Origin of the sequence: Pontivivens ytuae (assembly GCF_015679265.1) — a bacterium.
In the GTDB taxonomy this organism is placed as follows: Bacteria; Pseudomonadota; Alphaproteobacteria; order Rhodobacterales; family Rhodobacteraceae; genus Pontivivens; species Pontivivens ytuae.
The window spans coordinates 3,770,843-3,785,193 of the sequence record NZ_CP064942.1 but is presented as its reverse complement, the minus strand read 5'-3'; the positions used below and the strand labels follow the sequence as shown (position 1 = coordinate 3,785,193).

The 14,351-nt window shown below is 67.6% G+C and carries 17 protein-coding genes; 10 read left to right on the top strand and 7 right to left on the bottom strand.

The genetic code is table 11. The annotated features are described in order from the left end of the window. Positions 1 to 2: 2 nt before the first annotated feature. Positions 3 to 3,413: an indolepyruvate ferredoxin oxidoreductase family protein gene (locus I0K15_RS18835; protein WP_196103015.1), complete on the bottom strand. Its 3,411-nt coding sequence runs from the start codon at positions 3,411 to 3,413 to the stop codon at positions 3 to 5. 248 nt (positions 3,414 to 3,661) lie between these two features. Between I0K15_RS18835 and I0K15_RS18830 the strand changes: the two genes are divergently transcribed. Together I0K15_RS18830 and I0K15_RS18825 are read left to right on the top strand one after the other, a co-directional pair. Further along, a complete protein-coding gene (locus tag I0K15_RS18830) occupies positions 3,662 to 3,973 on the top strand; it encodes a winged helix-turn-helix transcriptional regulator (RefSeq protein WP_196103014.1) in 312 nt (103 codons plus the stop codon). Between the two features lie 97 nt (positions 3,974 to 4,070). Then, complete coding sequence (locus I0K15_RS18825; RefSeq protein WP_196103013.1) at positions 4,071 to 4,982, top strand: LysR family transcriptional regulator; 912 nt, start codon at positions 4,071 to 4,073, stop codon at positions 4,980 to 4,982. Positions 4,983 to 5,363: 381 nt separating this feature from the next. On the opposite strand, the gene I0K15_RS18820 is transcribed toward I0K15_RS18825, so the two are convergent. Further along, positions 5,364 to 6,230 (bottom strand): LysR family transcriptional regulator, encoded by an 867-nt coding sequence (locus tag I0K15_RS18820; protein WP_196103012.1) that lies wholly within the window; start codon positions 6,228 to 6,230, stop codon positions 5,364 to 5,366. A gap of 290 nt (positions 6,231 to 6,520) precedes the next feature. Here I0K15_RS18820 and purL point away from each other — a divergent pair, with 290 nt between their 5' ends. From purL to I0K15_RS18780, 8 genes are all read left to right on the top strand, one after another. Further along, positions 6,521 to 8,695: a phosphoribosylformylglycinamidine synthase subunit PurL gene (purL, locus tag I0K15_RS18815; protein ID WP_196105531.1), complete on the top strand. Its 2,175-nt coding sequence runs from the start codon at positions 6,521 to 6,523 to the stop codon at positions 8,693 to 8,695. 66 nt (positions 8,696 to 8,761) lie between these two features. Further along, positions 8,762 to 9,253, top strand: a complete 492-nt coding sequence (locus I0K15_RS18810; RefSeq protein WP_196103011.1) for a GNAT family N-acetyltransferase — start codon at positions 8,762 to 8,764, stop codon at positions 9,251 to 9,253. Positions 9,254 to 9,281: 28 nt separating this feature from the next. Further along, positions 9,282 to 9,524 (top strand): BolA family protein, encoded by a 243-nt coding sequence (locus tag I0K15_RS18805; protein WP_196103010.1) that lies wholly within the window; start codon positions 9,282 to 9,284, stop codon positions 9,522 to 9,524. Further along, on the top strand, positions 9,524 to 9,736 hold the full coding sequence (locus tag I0K15_RS18800) for a hypothetical protein (RefSeq protein ID WP_196103009.1): 213 nt from the start codon (positions 9,524 to 9,526) through the stop codon (positions 9,734 to 9,736). The genes I0K15_RS18805 and I0K15_RS18800 overlap by 1 nt, the downstream gene beginning before the upstream one ends. Positions 9,737 to 9,776: 40 nt before the next feature. Then, entirely contained in the window at positions 9,777 to 10,163 is a 387-nt protein-coding gene (locus tag I0K15_RS18795; RefSeq protein WP_196103008.1) for a hypothetical protein, read from the top strand. Between the two features lie 2 nt (positions 10,164 to 10,165). After that, complete coding sequence (locus tag I0K15_RS18790) at positions 10,166 to 10,444, top strand: hypothetical protein (protein WP_196103007.1); 279 nt, start codon at positions 10,166 to 10,168, stop codon at positions 10,442 to 10,444. Next, the gene (gene grxD / locus I0K15_RS18785) at positions 10,441 to 10,812 is read left to right on the top strand and encodes a Grx4 family monothiol glutaredoxin (protein ID WP_196103006.1); all 372 of its coding nucleotides are present in this window, start codon (positions 10,441 to 10,443) and stop codon (positions 10,810 to 10,812) included. Before I0K15_RS18790 ends, grxD begins: the two co-directional genes overlap by 4 nt. A 162-nt stretch (positions 10,813 to 10,974) precedes the next feature. Beyond that, positions 10,975 to 11,706 (top strand): class I SAM-dependent DNA methyltransferase, encoded by a 732-nt coding sequence (locus tag I0K15_RS18780; RefSeq protein ID WP_196103005.1) that lies wholly within the window; start codon positions 10,975 to 10,977, stop codon positions 11,704 to 11,706. A gap of 27 nt (positions 11,707 to 11,733) precedes the next feature. Here the strand turns inward: I0K15_RS18780 and I0K15_RS18775 are convergent, their stop codons facing one another. The 5 genes from I0K15_RS18775 to I0K15_RS18755 all read right to left on the bottom strand — a co-directional run bounded on the left by I0K15_RS18775 (position 11,734) and on the right by I0K15_RS18755 (position 14,179). After that, positions 11,734 to 12,159: a ClpX C4-type zinc finger protein gene (locus I0K15_RS18775; RefSeq protein WP_196103004.1), complete on the bottom strand. Its 426-nt coding sequence runs from the start codon at positions 12,157 to 12,159 to the stop codon at positions 11,734 to 11,736. 81 nt (positions 12,160 to 12,240) lie between these two features. Further along, positions 12,241 to 13,071, bottom strand: coding sequence for a patatin-like phospholipase family protein (locus I0K15_RS18770; RefSeq protein WP_196103003.1), 831 nt, complete (start codon positions 13,069 to 13,071; stop codon positions 12,241 to 12,243). A gap of 112 nt (positions 13,072 to 13,183) precedes the next feature. Continuing rightward, the gene (locus tag I0K15_RS18765) at positions 13,184 to 13,537 is read right to left on the bottom strand and encodes an ArsC/Spx/MgsR family protein (protein WP_196103002.1); all 354 of its coding nucleotides are present in this window, start codon (positions 13,535 to 13,537) and stop codon (positions 13,184 to 13,186) included. Then, complete coding sequence (locus tag I0K15_RS18760; protein ID WP_196103001.1) at positions 13,534 to 13,941, bottom strand: cell division protein ZapA; 408 nt, start codon at positions 13,939 to 13,941, stop codon at positions 13,534 to 13,536. Before I0K15_RS18760 ends, I0K15_RS18765 begins: the two co-directional genes overlap by 4 nt. After that, positions 13,934 to 14,179 carry a hypothetical protein gene (locus I0K15_RS18755; RefSeq protein WP_196103000.1) on the bottom strand — a complete coding sequence of 82 codons (246 nt, stop codon included), beginning with the start codon at positions 14,177 to 14,179 and terminating at the stop codon, positions 13,934 to 13,936. Before I0K15_RS18755 ends, I0K15_RS18760 begins: the two co-directional genes overlap by 8 nt. Between the last annotated feature and the right edge of the window lie 172 nt (positions 14,180 to 14,351).

The following is a 14,351-nucleotide window of genomic DNA, read 5'->3' as shown; positions in this document are numbered from 1 at the left end:
CGCTACTCCGCCGCCCGCAGGATCGGGGCGCCGCCGGCGCGGAACTGGGCGAGCAGCTCTTCCCGGCGCTTTGCGGCTGCTTCGGCGTTGGCCTGCTTTACATGGCCGAAGCCCTTGATCTGCAGCGGGACGGTCGCGATCGCCACGGCGAGGTCGTGGGTGCTGGCGTCGACCTTGTCGAGGATCTCGGCCATGTCGGCCTCGTATTCCTGGATGAGGGCGCGCTCCATCCGGCGCTCCTCGGTGCGGCCGAAGGGGTCGAGGGGTGTGCCACGCAGCATCTTGCCGCGGCGCAGAAGCTTCATGGCAGTGAGCATCCACGGGCCGAACTCGCGCTTGACCGGGTGACCCTGGGCGTCGGTCTTCGAGAAGATCGGCGGGGCCATGTGGAAGCGCATCTCCTTCACATCGTTAAATTTCTCGGCGACCGCGGCCTCCAGCGTCTGGGCGTGGAGGCGTGCGACCTCGTATTCATCCTTGTAGGCGAGGAGCTTGTGATAGCCCTGTGCGACGGCGAGGCCGAGCTCGTCACTGACGCCGCGGGCGCGGTCGACAAGCTTGCGGTAGCGCTTGGCGAGGCGACGGTTCTGGTAGGCGCGCAGGGCGTCGGCGCGGAACTCGATCTTCTCGTCGAGGGTCTTTTCCGCGTCCTCCACGGCCACTGTCAGTTTCGCAGCCTCCTGCGGCGCATGGACCGCCCAGCGGCCGAGTTCGAAGGCTTCCTTGTTGCCCTCGACACCCGCGCCGTTGATCTCGATGGCGCGGTAGAGCGCGTCGTGGCTGAGCGGGACCATGCCCGCCTGCCAAGCCGCCCCCAGCATCAGGACGTTGGCGTAGATCGCGTCGCCCAGCACCTTTTCCGCAAGGCGCGTGGCGTTGAGGAACCCGACTTCGTCATCGCCGAGGCGGGCGCGGAGCGCGAGGCTCATGCGGTCGGTCGGGAGCTGGAAGTCGGTGTTGCGGGTGAAGTCGCCGGTGATGATCTCGTGGCTGTTGCAGACCGCGCGCGTCCGGCCACGGGTCATCAGGCCGAGAGTCTTGGCGCCTGCCGCGACCACCATGTCGCCGCCGATCACGCCGTCCGCCTCCCCCACCGCGACGCGGATCGCGCTGATATCGCTGGGTTTCTCGGCGATGCGGGCGTGGATGTGGACGGCACCCCCCTTCTGCGCGAGGCCCGCCATCTCCATCACGCCCGCGCCCTTGCCTTCGAGGTGGGCTGCCATGGCGAGGAGCGCGCCGACGGTGACGACGCCGGTGCCGCCGACGCCGGTGATGACGAGGTTGTGGGTGCCGCGGATCGCGGGCAGGTCGGGCTCCGGGATCTCACCGAAGCTCACCGACTGGCGCGGGGCCTTCGCGACCTTCGCGCCCTCCAGCGTCACGAAGCTGGGGCAGAAGCCGTCGAGGCAGGAGAAGTCCTTGTTGCAGCTCGACTGGTCGATCTGGCGCTTGCGGCCGAGCTCGGTTTCCAGCGGGATGATGGAGACGCAGTTCGACTTCACGCCGCAATCGCCGCAGCCCTCGCAGACCGCGGGGTTGATGAAGACGCGGCGGTCGGGATCGGGGAACTTGCCGCGCTTGCGGCGGCGGCGTTTCTCGGCCGCGCAGGTCTGGATGTAGATGAGGGCGGTCACGCCGGGGGTTTCCCGCAGTTCCTTCTGCACGGTGTCGAGCTCCGAGCGCTCCCGCATCTCGATCGGGAAGGCCTTGGGGTCGACATCCTCTTTCGGGTCGTAGACGCCGACGATCTTGGGCACGCCCATGGCCTGCAACTCGCGCGCGATGCGGAGGGCATCGAGATCGCCCTCATTATGCTGGCCGCCGGTCATGGCGACGGCGTCGTTGTAGAGGATCTTGAAGGTGATGTTGGTTCCGGCGGCGAGTGCTGCGCGGATCGCCTGCACACCCGAATGGTTGTAGGTGCCGTCACCGAGGTTCTGGAAAACGTGATTGGTGGTGGAGAACGGCGCCTCGCCGATCCAGTTCGCCCCCTCCCCGCCCATCTGGGTGAAGCCGACGGTCTCGCGGTCCATCCACTGGACCATGTAGTGGCAGCCGATGCCCGCATAGGCGCGGGAGCCCTCGGGCACCTTGGTCGACGTGTTGTGCGGGCAGCCGGAGCAGAACCACGGCAGGCGGGCAGCGACCTCCTCCGCATTGTCGGCCTTGGCGGCGGCGTCGAGGACTTGCATCGCGGTGTCGAGACGTTCGGAGCTGAGCCCCTCCTCCTTGAACAGTCCGCCGAGCTTGCGGGCGATCAGCACCGGGTCGAGCGCGCCCTTGACGGTGAAGAGAAGCTCGCCGTCCTCCTTCTTCCAGCCGATGACGCGGCGGCCGTGGCGGTTGTCGAAGATCGCTTCCTTGATCTGGACCTCGATCAGCTTGCGCTTTTCCTCGACGCAGATGATGAGGTCGAGATCTTCGGACCAGTCCTGCATCGACTTCATGTCGAGCGGCCAGGTCATGCCGACCTTGTAGGTGGTGATGCCAAGGCGCTTGGCCTCCTCCTCATCGATGCCGAGGAGTTGCAGCGCGTGCACCGTGTCGAGCCACGACTTGCCGGCGGAGACGATGCCGATGCGCGCCGACTTGTCGCCCAGCACGCGGTGGTCGAGCTTGTTGGCGCGCCCGAAAGCCTCCGCCGCGAAGCGCTTGTAGTCGTGAAGCCGCGCCTCTTGCGCCACCGGCGTGTCGCCGAGGCGGATGTTGAGGCCATCGGCGGGCATGTCGAAATCGGTGGGGATCTTCACCTCGACCCGGCCGGAGGATCCGTCAACGACTTCCGTGACTTCGATCGTGTCCTTGAGACATTTGATCCCGACCCAGCAGCCCGTGTAGCGGCTGAGCGCCCAGCCCATGATGCCGTAGTCCAGCACTTCCTGCACGCCGGCAGGGGCGAGGATCGGCATCAGCGCGTCGACGAGCGCGAATTCGGATTGGTGGAGGACGGTGGAGCTTTCGCCCGTGTGGTCATCGCCCATGGCCACGAGGACGCCGCCGAGCGGCGAAGTACCCGCCATGTTGGCATGGCGAAAGACGTCGCCGGTGCGGTCCACGCCCGGCCCCTTGCCGTACCAGAGGCCGAAGACGCCGTCATACTTGCCCTCGCCACGGAGCTCGGCCTGCTGCGATCCCCAGAGCGCTGTGGCCGCAAGGTCCTCGTTCAGACCGTACTGAAAGACAACGTTTGAAGCCTCCAGCTCGCGTTTTGCGCGCATCATCTGCTGGTCAACTCCGCCCAGAGGCGACCCGCGATAGCCCGTGACGAGTCCTGCCGTGTTATGTCCCGCGTTCACGTCACGTTCGCGCTGCATCAGCGGCAGGCGCACCAGCGCCTGAATGCCCGACAAAAGCACGGTGCGCTTCGACAAATCGAAGCGATCTGAAAGGGATACGTCCTGCAGCGTCATATCCGTCCAACCTCCCTGGCTCCCAGGCGCCGTCCGTTGTGGATCTATCGCCTCCCATTAACCTAGGTCAGGAAGTATGACCTTTCAAGAAAACTTTTGCCCCGGCTAAGTGTTTGAAAAAGACTAAAAAAACCCTTTTGACACTTGATGTTGACGAATTTTAAAGCGAACCTGCGATGGAGAGGGTACGCTAGAGCCGTCGGGAGTGCGTCTCAATTGCTCCCGGAGTGAACGAAAGGTGGACCACCGTGTCGAACGTGACGAAGACAGACGAACTGGCCCGAGCTCCGGCTCTGGAACAGATCGGGGACCGCTGGACGCTGCTGATCATCTGGGCCTCGTTGAACGGCATCAGTCGCTTCGATGATTACCAACGTCAGCTCGGGGTTGCCCGTAACATCCTTTCGACCCGCCTCCGCCGTCTGGTGGAGATGGGCATCCTGGTGAAGAAGCCGGTGCACGAGGGCGCGCGGCGCCTTGAGTACCGGGTGACAGAGAAAGGACGCGAACTGCGTCCGGCGCTCGAGGAGATCGAGCATTGGGGCAGCCGCTGGCGCTGAGCCCGCCCCTTGAGAAAGTGGACCGCCAAGCCGCCTGACGGCTTCGCGCTCCGCTCTCGTTCCTGTATCGTCCCGTCAAATCGGCCGGGAGACCGTGATGGACTGGGACAAGCTTCGCATATTTCATGCCGTTGCCGACGTGGGGAGCCTGACCCACGCGGGTGACACGCTGCATCTCAGCCAGTCCGCCGTCAGCCGCCAGATCCGGGGGCTGGAGGAGTCGCTGAACGTCACCCTATTCCACCGGCATGCGCGCGGGCTGATCCTCACCGAACAGGGGGAACTGCTCTATTCCGCCACCCGCGACATGGCCAAGCGGCTGGCCGCAGCGACCGCGCGGATCCGCGACAGCGAGGACGAGGTCTTCGGCGAGCTGCGGGTCACGACGACGACCGGCTTCGGGACGCTGTGGCTCGCCCCGCGGCTGAAGCGGCTCTACGACCAGTATCCGAACCTCAAGATCAACCTGATGCTCGACGAGCGGGTGGTCGACCTGCCGATGCGCGAGGCCGACGTGGCGATCCGGCTGAAGGAGCCGAGCCAGGCCGATCTGATCCGCCGCCGCCTGATGGACGTGCGGATGCGGTTCTATGCTTCCGACACCTATATCGAGAAGCACGGCCGGCCCGACACCTCCGAGGAGCTGATGCGCCACCGGATCATCGGGCATGCGCCCGACGCGCCGCAGGTGGCCGCGGGTCAGGCGTGGCTGCGGCCCTTCCTCGATGCGGATCACGCGAGCCACCTGACCGTGAACAACTATTTCGGGGTGCTGCAGACGGTGATCCATGGCCTGGGCATCGGCGCTCTGCCCGACTACATCGCCGTCGAGCGCGACGATCTGATCAACGTGGTCCCCGCGCAAGCGAGCGCCGTGGTGCCGGTCTATCTCGCCTACCCCGAAGAGCTGCGCCATTCCAAACGGGTGGCCGCGTTTCGCGAGTTCGTGCTGGAGGAAATCGCCGCATACAAGCGCGGGTTGCGCGCGGCGGCCGCCGCTGCCGAGTGAGGCTATGCGCACACACCATGTCAGCTATGCGCGATGAGACGTCCGGTTTTACTTGTCTTCGTCAGACGTGCCGCCTACGTAGGCTGTCAAGACAGGCAGACGTGTAGCGGAAACGCTGCTTCCTGTCGGTCTTGATACCTCCCTGTTGGACTTCGGCCGAGCTCTCGTAGCTCGGCCCTTTTTTTTGTTCGGGAGGCCCTCCGTTTCAGAGCGATGAGGGCCGCGCCCGACCTGGAGGGCGCTTGCGGGGTGGGGTTGATAGGTCCGCGCCTTCAAGCATTCACGCCGTGCCTTCTGCTTTCGACATCGCCATCGCGCCCTCCTGGGGGAGGTCGGGCGCGGCCCGGCGGTGCCGCCGTGCGGGAGGATTGTTCACAGCGCTCATCCAACCTGCCTCCGCAGCCACCGGATCGTTTGCGCCACCGCCGGGCGCTGCGGGCCCAGGCGGTGGACGATGTGGTAGCCGCGGCCCGGCAGGTCATCCTCCCACAGCACCGCGACGCGGCCCGCCGCGATGTCGTCCTCCACGAACAGGCGGGCGGAGGAGACGACGCCCTGCCCGCCGCGCAGGGCCGCGAGCGTCATGTGGCCCGGCAGCTCGGTCACGTTGCGCCTGGCCTTCAGGTCGAGTCCCATGGCGATCAGCCAGCTGTCCTGCTCCTCCGGCGACGGCTCCTCGAACCATGGCAGGTCGTAGAGATCCTCCAGCCGGTCCGGCGACCAGTCCGGCACCATCTCGGGCGCTGCACAGACGACAACTGAACTTGGCATCAGCAGGGTCGACTCCAGCCCCGGCCAATCCCCCTTGCCAAAGCGGATTGCGAAGTCGTGGGTGCCCGCCGTCAGGTCCACCAGATCGACGGATGGGTTGAGCGACAGCTCCACCCCGGAATTGTCGGCGCGGAAAGCCGCGAGGCGCGGCATGAACCAGTCGGAGGCAAAGGTCGGCGTCAGCGTGATGCGCACCGGCAGGTCGGCCGCGTCCTGCCGCAACCGCTCCACGCCCGCGCGGATCGTGCCGAAGCCGTCGGTGAGCTCCCGGGCGAGCTGCGCCCCCGCATCGGTCAGCGACAGCCCCCTTCCTGCGCGCACCACCAGCGGCAGGCCGATCTCCCGCTCCAGCGCGCGGACCTGCTGGCTGACGGCGGCATGGGTCACGTTGAGCTCCCGCGCGGCGGAGGAAAAGCTCGCATGGCGGGCCGTGACCTCGAAGGCGCGGAGGGCGGCAAGGGGCGGGAGGTAGTCCATCTGAAAGCTCAGCTTATATGTTGCAAATCGTTCTGAGTCGGCTTCACGGCGCTTCATGGCCATATTGAGCGCATGATGACGATGCATGAAGGAGCCGCAACATGCTATACCTGCTTTCAGATACCTTCCGGATCGCCACCCGCACCGATCCGCTGGACCGCACCCTGATCCCCGTCTCGCGCAAGCGCTGGCAACGCCGGCAGGAGAAGGCGCGCAGGTGACTTGTTTTCGGGGCCTCCCCCCCTCTACAAGGCGGCAATCACCGCGCTTGAGAGCCGAGGCCCCGAATGATCCAAGAGCCCGCCATCACCCCTGACCTGATCGCCGCGCACGGGCTAAAGCCCGACGAGTACGATCGCATCCTGGGGCTCTTGGGCCGGGAGCCGACCTTTACCGAGCTCGGCATCTTCTCGGCGATGTGGAACGAGCACTGCTCCTACAAATCCTCCAAAAAATGGCTGCGCACGCTGCCGACCGAGGGGCCGCAGGTGATCTGCGGACCCGGTGAGAATGCGGGCGTGGTCGATATCGGCGACGGCCCCGATGGAAAAAGGTTGGCGGTGGTCTTCAAGATGGAGAGCCACAACCACCCCTCCTATATCGAGCCCTACCAGGGGGCCGCGACCGGCGTGGGCGGTATCCTGCGTGACGTCTTCACCATGGGCGCGCGGCCCATCGCGGCAATGAATGCGCTCAGCTTCGGGCGGGTGGATCATCCGAAGACGAAAAGCCTCGTGAACGGCGTGGTCGAGGGGATCGGTGGCTACGGCAACGCGTTCGGCGTACCGACGGTGGGCGGCGAGCTGCGATTTCACACGGCATATGACGGGAACTGCCTGGTGAACGCCTTCGCAGCGGGGCTCGCGGAGGCGGACGGGATCTTCTACTCCGCGGCCTCCGGCGTCGGCATGCCGGTGGTCTATCTCGGCGCGAAGACGGGGCGCGACGGTGTGGGCGGGGCCACCATGGCCTCCGCCGAGTTCGACGAGAGCATCGAGGAAAAGCGCCCCACCGTGCAGGTGGGCGATCCCTTCACCGAGAAGCGGCTGATGGAGGCGTGCCTGGAACTGATGGCGACGGGTGCGGTCATTTCCATCCAGGATATGGGCGCCGCGGGCCTCACCTGCTCCGCCGTGGAGATGGGCGACAAGGGCGATCTGGGCGTGCGGCTGGACCTCGAAAAGGTGCCGGTCCGCGAAGAGAACATGAGCGCCTACGAGATGATGCTGAGCGAGAGCCAGGAGCGGATGCTCATGGTGCTGCGGCCCGAGAAGGAAGCCGAGGCGAAGGCGGTGTTCGACAAGTGGGACCTTGACTTCGCCATCGTGGGCGAGACCATTGCCGAGGACCGGTTTCTGATCCTGCTGAACGGCGAGGTGAAGGCGGACCTGCCGCTGAAGGCGCTGTCCGGCGAGGCCCCGGAGTACGATCGCCCCTGGGTCGAGACACCCGCAGCGGCGGAGCTGGGTGAGGTGCCGGAGGTGGACGTGGCGGACGCTCTGCTGAAGCTGGTCGGCTCGCCCAACTACGGCTCCCGCGCCTGGGTCTGGGAGCAATACGACACGACCGTGATGGCCGATACGGTCCGGGTGCCGGGCTCCGACGCCGGGATCGTGCGAGTGCACGGCACCGACAAGGCGCTCGCCTTCACCGCCGACGTGACCCCGCGCTATTGCCGCGCGAACCCCGAGCGGGGCGGCGCGCAGGCGGTGGCCGAGGCCTATCGCAACCTGTCGGCCACGGGCGCGAAGCCATTGGCCACGACGGACAATCTCAACTTCGGCAACCCGGAGAAGCCGGAGATCATGGGCCAGTTCGTCGGCTGCATCCGGGGGATCGGGCTGGCGTGCAAGGCGCTCGACATGCCGATCGTGAGCGGAAACGTGAGCCTCTATAACGAGACGGACGGGGCGGCGATCCTGCCGACGCCGACGATCGGCGCGGTGGGGCTGCTCGCAAGCCTCGACGAGGTGATCCCGACCGCGCCGCGGGCCGGGGACGCGCTGGTGCTGATCGGCGCGACCGGCGGGCATCTGGGGCAATCGGCGGTCCTCGCCGAGCTCTTCGGACGGGAGGACGGCGATGCCCCCTCCGTCGATCTGATGGACGAACAGGCGCATGGCGAGCTGGTGCGCGCAGCCCATCGCGAGGGGCTGGTGACGGCGGCGCACGACCTGTCGGACGGAGGCCTCGCGCTCGCGGCGGCGGAGATGGCGCTGGCGGGCGGCAGCGGGCTGGTGCTGGAGGGCTCTGGCACCGAGTGGTGGTTCGGCGAGGACCAGGCGCGCTACCTTCTGGCGACCACGGATGCGGGCGTGCTGATCGCGATGGCGCAGGCGGCCGGCATTCCGGCGGTCGAGGTCGGCCGCGCGGGCGGCGACGCGCTGGTGCTGGGCACGGCGGAGGTGCCGCTCACCGCACTTCGGGAGGCAAGCGAGGGCGCCCTGCCCCGGCTCTTCGGCTGAGGGGCGCCCGCTCCTCCTGCCCCGGCCGGACCAGTTCACCCCGTGGATATTTGGACAGAGAAGACGATGCTCAGGACGGCGACCGCAGCGGATTTCCCCTTCATCCAGGACCAGCAGGCCCGGCCGGAGCTGGAGGCTCTCGTCGCCGCCGACACGATCGAGGCGCTGCGCGGCTATATCGCGGGGGCCGACACGGAGCTCCTGATCTGGGAGGAGGACGGGCCCGCGGCCTTCATCCTGCTTGCCGGCTTGCGCTCCGGCTCCCGCAATACGGAGCTGCGGCGGATCGTGGTGGCTGAGGTCGGGCGCGGCACCGGGCAGAAGGTGCTTTCGGCCCTGATGGAGCGAGTCTTCGAGCGCGGCACGCACCGGCTGTGGCTCGATGTCGCGGCGGACAATCCGCGGGCGCGGGCGGCCTATGCCAAGGCGGGGTTCCGCGAGGAGGGTCTGCTCAAGGAGGCCTGGGCGCGGCGCACCGGCGACCGGGCGGATCTCGTCATCATGGCGATCCTCGCCAGCGAGTGGCGCGCCCTTGCGACCCCGGCCCCGCCTGCCTAGACTCGAATACAAGATAGGGAGACACGCCATGGCCATGGAAGCGCACGAGATCGAGAAGATGATCCGCGAGGCCTTTCCCACCGCCGAGGTCGAGATCAAGGATCTCGCCGGGGACGGCAATCACTACGCCGCCACCGTGGTCGCCGAGGAGTTCCGCGGGCTCACTCGCGTGAAGCAGCACCAGGCGGTCTATGCGGCACTCAAGGGCAAGATGGACGGCTCGCATGGCGAGCTGCACGCGCTGGCGCTGACCACCAAGGTGCCCGCCTGATGTCGGTGACGGTGTTTCTGGTGGCCATCCCCGTCATCGCGCTGACGCTGCTGGTGCTGAACCTGTGGCTGCTCTTCAGGACACCGAGGCGAGATCGCGCGCTGGGTCTCGAAGCGATCGATATGGAGATCGTGGAGGAGACGAACCGGGTGAATGCGCGTGCACAGCGGCTCAACGGTGCGATGAGCCGCTCGTGGACCGGGAGGCTGTGATGCGGATCGCGGTCGTGATGCCGCGCAGGAGGGCTGTCGCATGACCCCCCTCGGGTTCTGGATCGGTATCGTTCTTGCCGCCCTCTTCTTCATCGGCGTGGTGGGGATCATGCTCTACGAGGCCATCACCCGGCCGCCACGGCGGCGCAGCCTCGCGAACCGCTTCGACAGCAGGCCGGACGGGACGCCTTCGCAGCCCGAGCGGGCCGAGGAGGCGTTTCGCGAAACCCGGGGGCGGCACGAGTTCAGCGGCCCGAGCGGAGGCCTCGGACAGCGCGGCCATGTGGAGCGGGCGATCGAGACGGCGGCGCACCGGCTTTTGCGCCGGAAGAAACCGGGCAATTACCGCTGGTCGCCCGATGTGAACCGACCGAGTGTCCAGGCGCATCGCCGTCGGAATGACGACACCTACGGTCCGGGGAACTGACGATGAGCGAGGGCACCCTCTACCTTCTTGCGGCAATCGGCGGGGTCATCTGCCTCGTCGTGGTGGCCGCGATCGTCGAGACGCTGATCCGCAAGCCCAAGCGCCGGTCGCTCGCCGAGACCTTCGACATGAACGAGGGGGATTTCCGCGACGTGCACACGAGCTTCGGCAATCCGCTGGGACATGGTGACATCGAGCGGGCCAGCGACTACATGCGGCGGCAGATCGAACAGAAACAGCGGGCCGAGGGCACGCGGAGCGAGAAGGAGTCCGGGACATGAGCAATCCGGCACATGACATCATCGACGCCGACGTGAAGGGCAACGACGTGGTGCTGTTCATGAAGGGCACGAGCCAGATGCCGCAATGCGGCTTCTCCTCCCGCGTGGCGGGCGTGCTCAACTACATGGGCATCGACTACAAGGACGTGAACGTGCTGGCCGACGAGAGCGTGCGGCAGGGGATCAAGGACTACTCCGACTGGCCGACGATCCCGCAGCTCTACGTGAAGGGCGAGTTCGTGGGCGGCTGCGATATCGTGACCGAGATGGTGCTGTCCGGCGAGCTCGACACGCTGCTGGAGGAGAACGGCGTTTCCTTCGACAAGGAAGCGGCCGAGCGGGTGCGCGAGGCGAACAAGACGGCCTGAGGGCGCGTCCGGCCCGTCCGGACCACGCTACTTTCCGACGGCTCCGCTTCCATGAGGCGGAGCCGTTTGGCGTCCTGGGGACCGTGGACGTCATGGAAGTCTCACACACCTGCCGCCCGGTCTGCGCTACTGCATGGGGCGATCGGGGCTGGAGGCGGAGCGATGCCGGGCGACAGTTTGTTCGATGAGGGCGTGGCCGCGCGCTACGACGCGGAGCACCCCGGCGATGCGGCCGAGGTCGAGGCGGCGGTCGCCCTGCTGGCCGAACTTGCGGGCAGCGGACCGGCGCTGGAATTCGCGATCGGGACCGGGCGGCTCGCCCTGCCGCTCGCCCGAACCGGGGTCGCGGTCGAGGGGATCGAGCTGTCGCGGGCCATGGTCGCACGGCTGCGGGCAAAGCCCGGCGGCGCGTCGATCCCTGTCGCGATCGGCGACATGACGACGGTGCGGATCGAGGGGCGGTTCGCGCTGGTCTACCTCGCCTTCAACACCATCAACAACCTGACGACGCAGGCGGCACAGGTCGCGTGCTTCCGCAACGCTGCGGCGCATCTCGAGCCGGGCGGGTGCTTCGTGGTGGAGGTCGGCGTGCCGCCGCTCCAGCACCTGCCGCCGGGCGAGACGCGGCTGGCCTTCGCGCGGAGCGACGCGCATTGGGGCATCGACGAGATCGACGTGGTGAGCCAGAACTTCGTGTCGCATCACGTCTTCCTGCGCGATGGCGGGGTCGAGCGCCGCGCGCTGCCCATGCGCTATGTCTGGCCCGCCGAGCTCGACCTGATGGCAGAGCTCGCGGGATTACGGCCGAAGGCGCGATGGGCCGATTGGAGCCGCGCGCCCTTCACCGCCACCAGCCGCAGCCATGTCTCGGTCTGGGATAAGCCGGACGGCTGATATGGACTGGAGCCGAAGAGCGGCCCCTCAGGATCGGTCCGTCCTGCTCGATGCGAACCGCTCGTGCGCAGACTGGCGGCTGATGCCGAGCTCCCGGCCGATATCGCTCCAACTGACGCCGCGGTCCCGCAGAACGGCGACCTGGTCTCGCAGGATGGACCGGATGGAATGGATCATCCGGTCGGTCCGGCGCACGGTTGAGAGCAGGACGTCATCCGGCAGCCTGGACCAGGCGCCGAAGGGCGCGCTCTCCGCCTCGTCTCCCCTCTCGGATGGTGCGTCGGAGCCGGGATTTCGCGCGATGATGGCGTTGCACGCATCGACGCACCGGTCGCAGATCGCCACGCCGGGACCGGCGATCATCTTGCCGACCGACGTATTGTCGAGGCCGCAAAAGGCGCAATGGAACCCGTCGTCCGCGTGGGCGCCTCCTCTCCCTTTCGATCTTGGCATTGTTTCGCCTCCCATCTGTCAGGATAATCCTGACTTGGGTCGCCCGCATGTCAAGTCAACCCTGACGGCAGGCTGATAGGCTCATGCGCGGCCGGCCACATGCAGGTCATCAAGCCAGGCTCGGCCGTCTTCTTCCCCGAGCGACCAGGCGGCGGCGATGCCGTCGGCGTCGGTGAAGTCGAGCTTGAAGGTCTCGATCTTGCGGGACGGCGCGGCGTAGGTGCGGCCCGCCACGGTCGGCAGGTTGCGGTAGGGCCGCGTGACGAGGACGAGCTGCGGGCCGCGGTCGGCGCAGGGCGCGTTGTCGAGGACGCCGCCATCCATGACCACGGCGCCATCCCACTGCTGTGCCGCGAAGACCGGGCGGCTGGAGGCGGCAGCAACCGTCAGATCCACGATCCGCCCGTCGCGCGCCGCCTGCCTGGCGTCCACGGCGAGCGGCCTCGCGCCGAGGGCGGAGGCGAAGCGGACATGAGGCGTGCCGCGCAAGGGAACCTCGATAGCGTAGGCGAGCATGGTCGGCACGATGCCGAGCAGGCCGGGGCGGGCGAGATGGACAGTGAAAGCAGGCCCCTCGGCCACGGCCGCGACGGCGGATGGGGCGGACATCAGGTCCATGACGACCGCGCGGTAGAGGTCCTGGTGGACCAGAAGGTCGCCGTCGGACAGCCAGCGCTGGAGGCTGATGTTGCCGCCGTTGCGCTTGGCCTCGCGAAAGGCGCGGGACATAAGGGCGAGCAACCGCTCCTCCTGCCCCGTGACATGGGCGAGGGCCGAGAGCGCGCCGCCCGACACGGCGGAGATCGCCTCGGTCGGCGGGAGAGACGGCGCGATGGTCGTCAGGAACCCGCCATGCCAGAAGCACCGCGTGCCGCCGCCGCCGAAAACGAGATGGGGATAGCTTGGCTTCATGACCCCTCGTTGGACGTCGAAGGGCCGCGACCGCCCCCCCCCCCCCGACACCGGCATTTAGGGCGAAGCGTGGCGTTGTGACGGTTGCACTGCGATCGGCATCCTGCCCGCGTCAGGCGAGGGCCGCGCGCCAGTCGGGTTCCTTGAAGCCGGTGAGCACGGTGCCGCCGGCCTCAAGCACCGGGCGTTTGATGAGGCGCGGGTCTTCGGCCATGCGGGTGATGGCCACGTCCACATCGGCCTGCATCGCGGCCTGATCCGCCTCGGGCAGTGCGCGGAAGGTGGCGGCGCGGGCGTTCATCACGGTGTCCTTGCCCGCCGCGTCCATCCAGCGCCGGATGGCGGCGGGCAGGTCCTCGACCTGGGCGAAGGGGACGAAATCGTGGGCGATCCCCTCCCCTTCCAGCCATTTCAGGGACTTGCGGACCGTCGTGCAGGAGGGCAGCCCGTAGACGGTGACGCTCATTGCGCCTGAGCCTCCAGCACGTCGGCCAGCGCTTCGAGCTGATCGGCGGTGCGGGCCAGCGCCTCGATCGCCGGGGCGGGATCGGGGGCGAAGAGGCCGGGCTGCGGGTCGGTGGGCTCGGCCGGGCGCACGGCCTCGGCCTCCGCCCGTTCGGCGCGGGCTTCCAATGCGCGGATCTTCTCCTGCGCGGCCCGCAGCTCGCCCTCCAGCGCGATGTGGCGGTCGCCGAGCATCAGGGAGGACATCAGGAGCATCCGGCTTTCGGGCACCTGGCCGATGGCGGCCTGCAGGTTGTTCGCCTCGCGGCCGATCAGGGCGGCGGCGGCCTCGAGCTGACGCTCCTCACCGTCGGCGCAGGCGACGCGGAAGATGCGGCCGCCGATGTTCAGGTCGAGCTCAGCCATGCTCCGCCTCCTCCACCAGGGGCCGCAGCTCGGCGATCAGGCCGTCGAGCTGGGCGATGTCGGCCTCGCGCTTCAGTTCCATGTCCTTGAGCTGGCCGCGCAGGGCGACGTTCACGCGCTCCAACCGGCGCAGGGCGACGGGATCGGCGCCCTCGGCGGGTTTCTGGGCAGCCAACGCCGCCTCGATCCGGCCCATCGCGCGGGCGATGCGGCCTTCCAGGTCTTCTATCTCGCTCATCTGCCTCGATGCTCCTGCATGTGCCTACAGTTCGCTTCGTTTTTTTATGATGCGATTCTAACGAGAGGACCGCGGCGGCGCCAGTGGTGAGATTGCAGGTGTTCCGAAGCGTTTTCGGACGTATCGGGCGCGGCCGGCGCCCCAGATCGCTTGACCCGGCAAGAAGCGGTGT

Coding starts and splice junctions, on each gene's coding strand:
- I0K15_RS18835 (WP_196103015.1), bottom strand. CDS start 3,413: ATGACGCTGCAGGACGTATCCCTTTCAGATCGCTTCGATTTGTCGAAG.
- I0K15_RS18825 (WP_196103013.1), top strand. CDS start 4,071: ATGGACTGGGACAAGCTTCGCATATTTCATGCCGTTGCCGACGTGGGG.
- I0K15_RS18820 (WP_196103012.1), bottom strand. CDS start 6,230: ATGGACTACCTCCCGCCCCTTGCCGCCCTCCGCGCCTTCGAGGTCACG.
- I0K15_RS18810 (WP_196103011.1), top strand. CDS start 8,762: ATGCTCAGGACGGCGACCGCAGCGGATTTCCCCTTCATCCAGGACCAG.
- I0K15_RS18805 (WP_196103010.1), top strand. CDS start 9,282: ATGGCCATGGAAGCGCACGAGATCGAGAAGATGATCCGCGAGGCCTTT.
- I0K15_RS18800 (WP_196103009.1), top strand. CDS start 9,524: ATGTCGGTGACGGTGTTTCTGGTGGCCATCCCCGTCATCGCGCTGACG.
- I0K15_RS18795 (WP_196103008.1), top strand. CDS start 9,777: ATGACCCCCCTCGGGTTCTGGATCGGTATCGTTCTTGCCGCCCTCTTC.
- I0K15_RS18790 (WP_196103007.1), top strand. CDS start 10,166: ATGAGCGAGGGCACCCTCTACCTTCTTGCGGCAATCGGCGGGGTCATC.
- grxD (WP_196103006.1), top strand. CDS start 10,441: ATGAGCAATCCGGCACATGACATCATCGACGCCGACGTGAAGGGCAAC.
- I0K15_RS18780 (WP_196103005.1), top strand. CDS start 10,975: ATGCCGGGCGACAGTTTGTTCGATGAGGGCGTGGCCGCGCGCTACGAC.
- I0K15_RS18775 (WP_196103004.1), bottom strand. CDS start 12,159: ATGCCAAGATCGAAAGGGAGAGGAGGCGCCCACGCGGACGACGGGTTC.
- I0K15_RS18770 (WP_196103003.1), bottom strand. CDS start 13,071: ATGAAGCCAAGCTATCCCCATCTCGTTTTCGGCGGCGGCGGCACGCGG.
- I0K15_RS18765 (WP_196103002.1), bottom strand. CDS start 13,537: ATGAGCGTCACCGTCTACGGGCTGCCCTCCTGCACGACGGTCCGCAAG.
- I0K15_RS18760 (WP_196103001.1), bottom strand. CDS start 13,941: ATGGCTGAGCTCGACCTGAACATCGGCGGCCGCATCTTCCGCGTCGCC.
- I0K15_RS18755 (WP_196103000.1), bottom strand. CDS start 14,179: ATGAGCGAGATAGAAGACCTGGAAGGCCGCATCGCCCGCGCGATGGGC.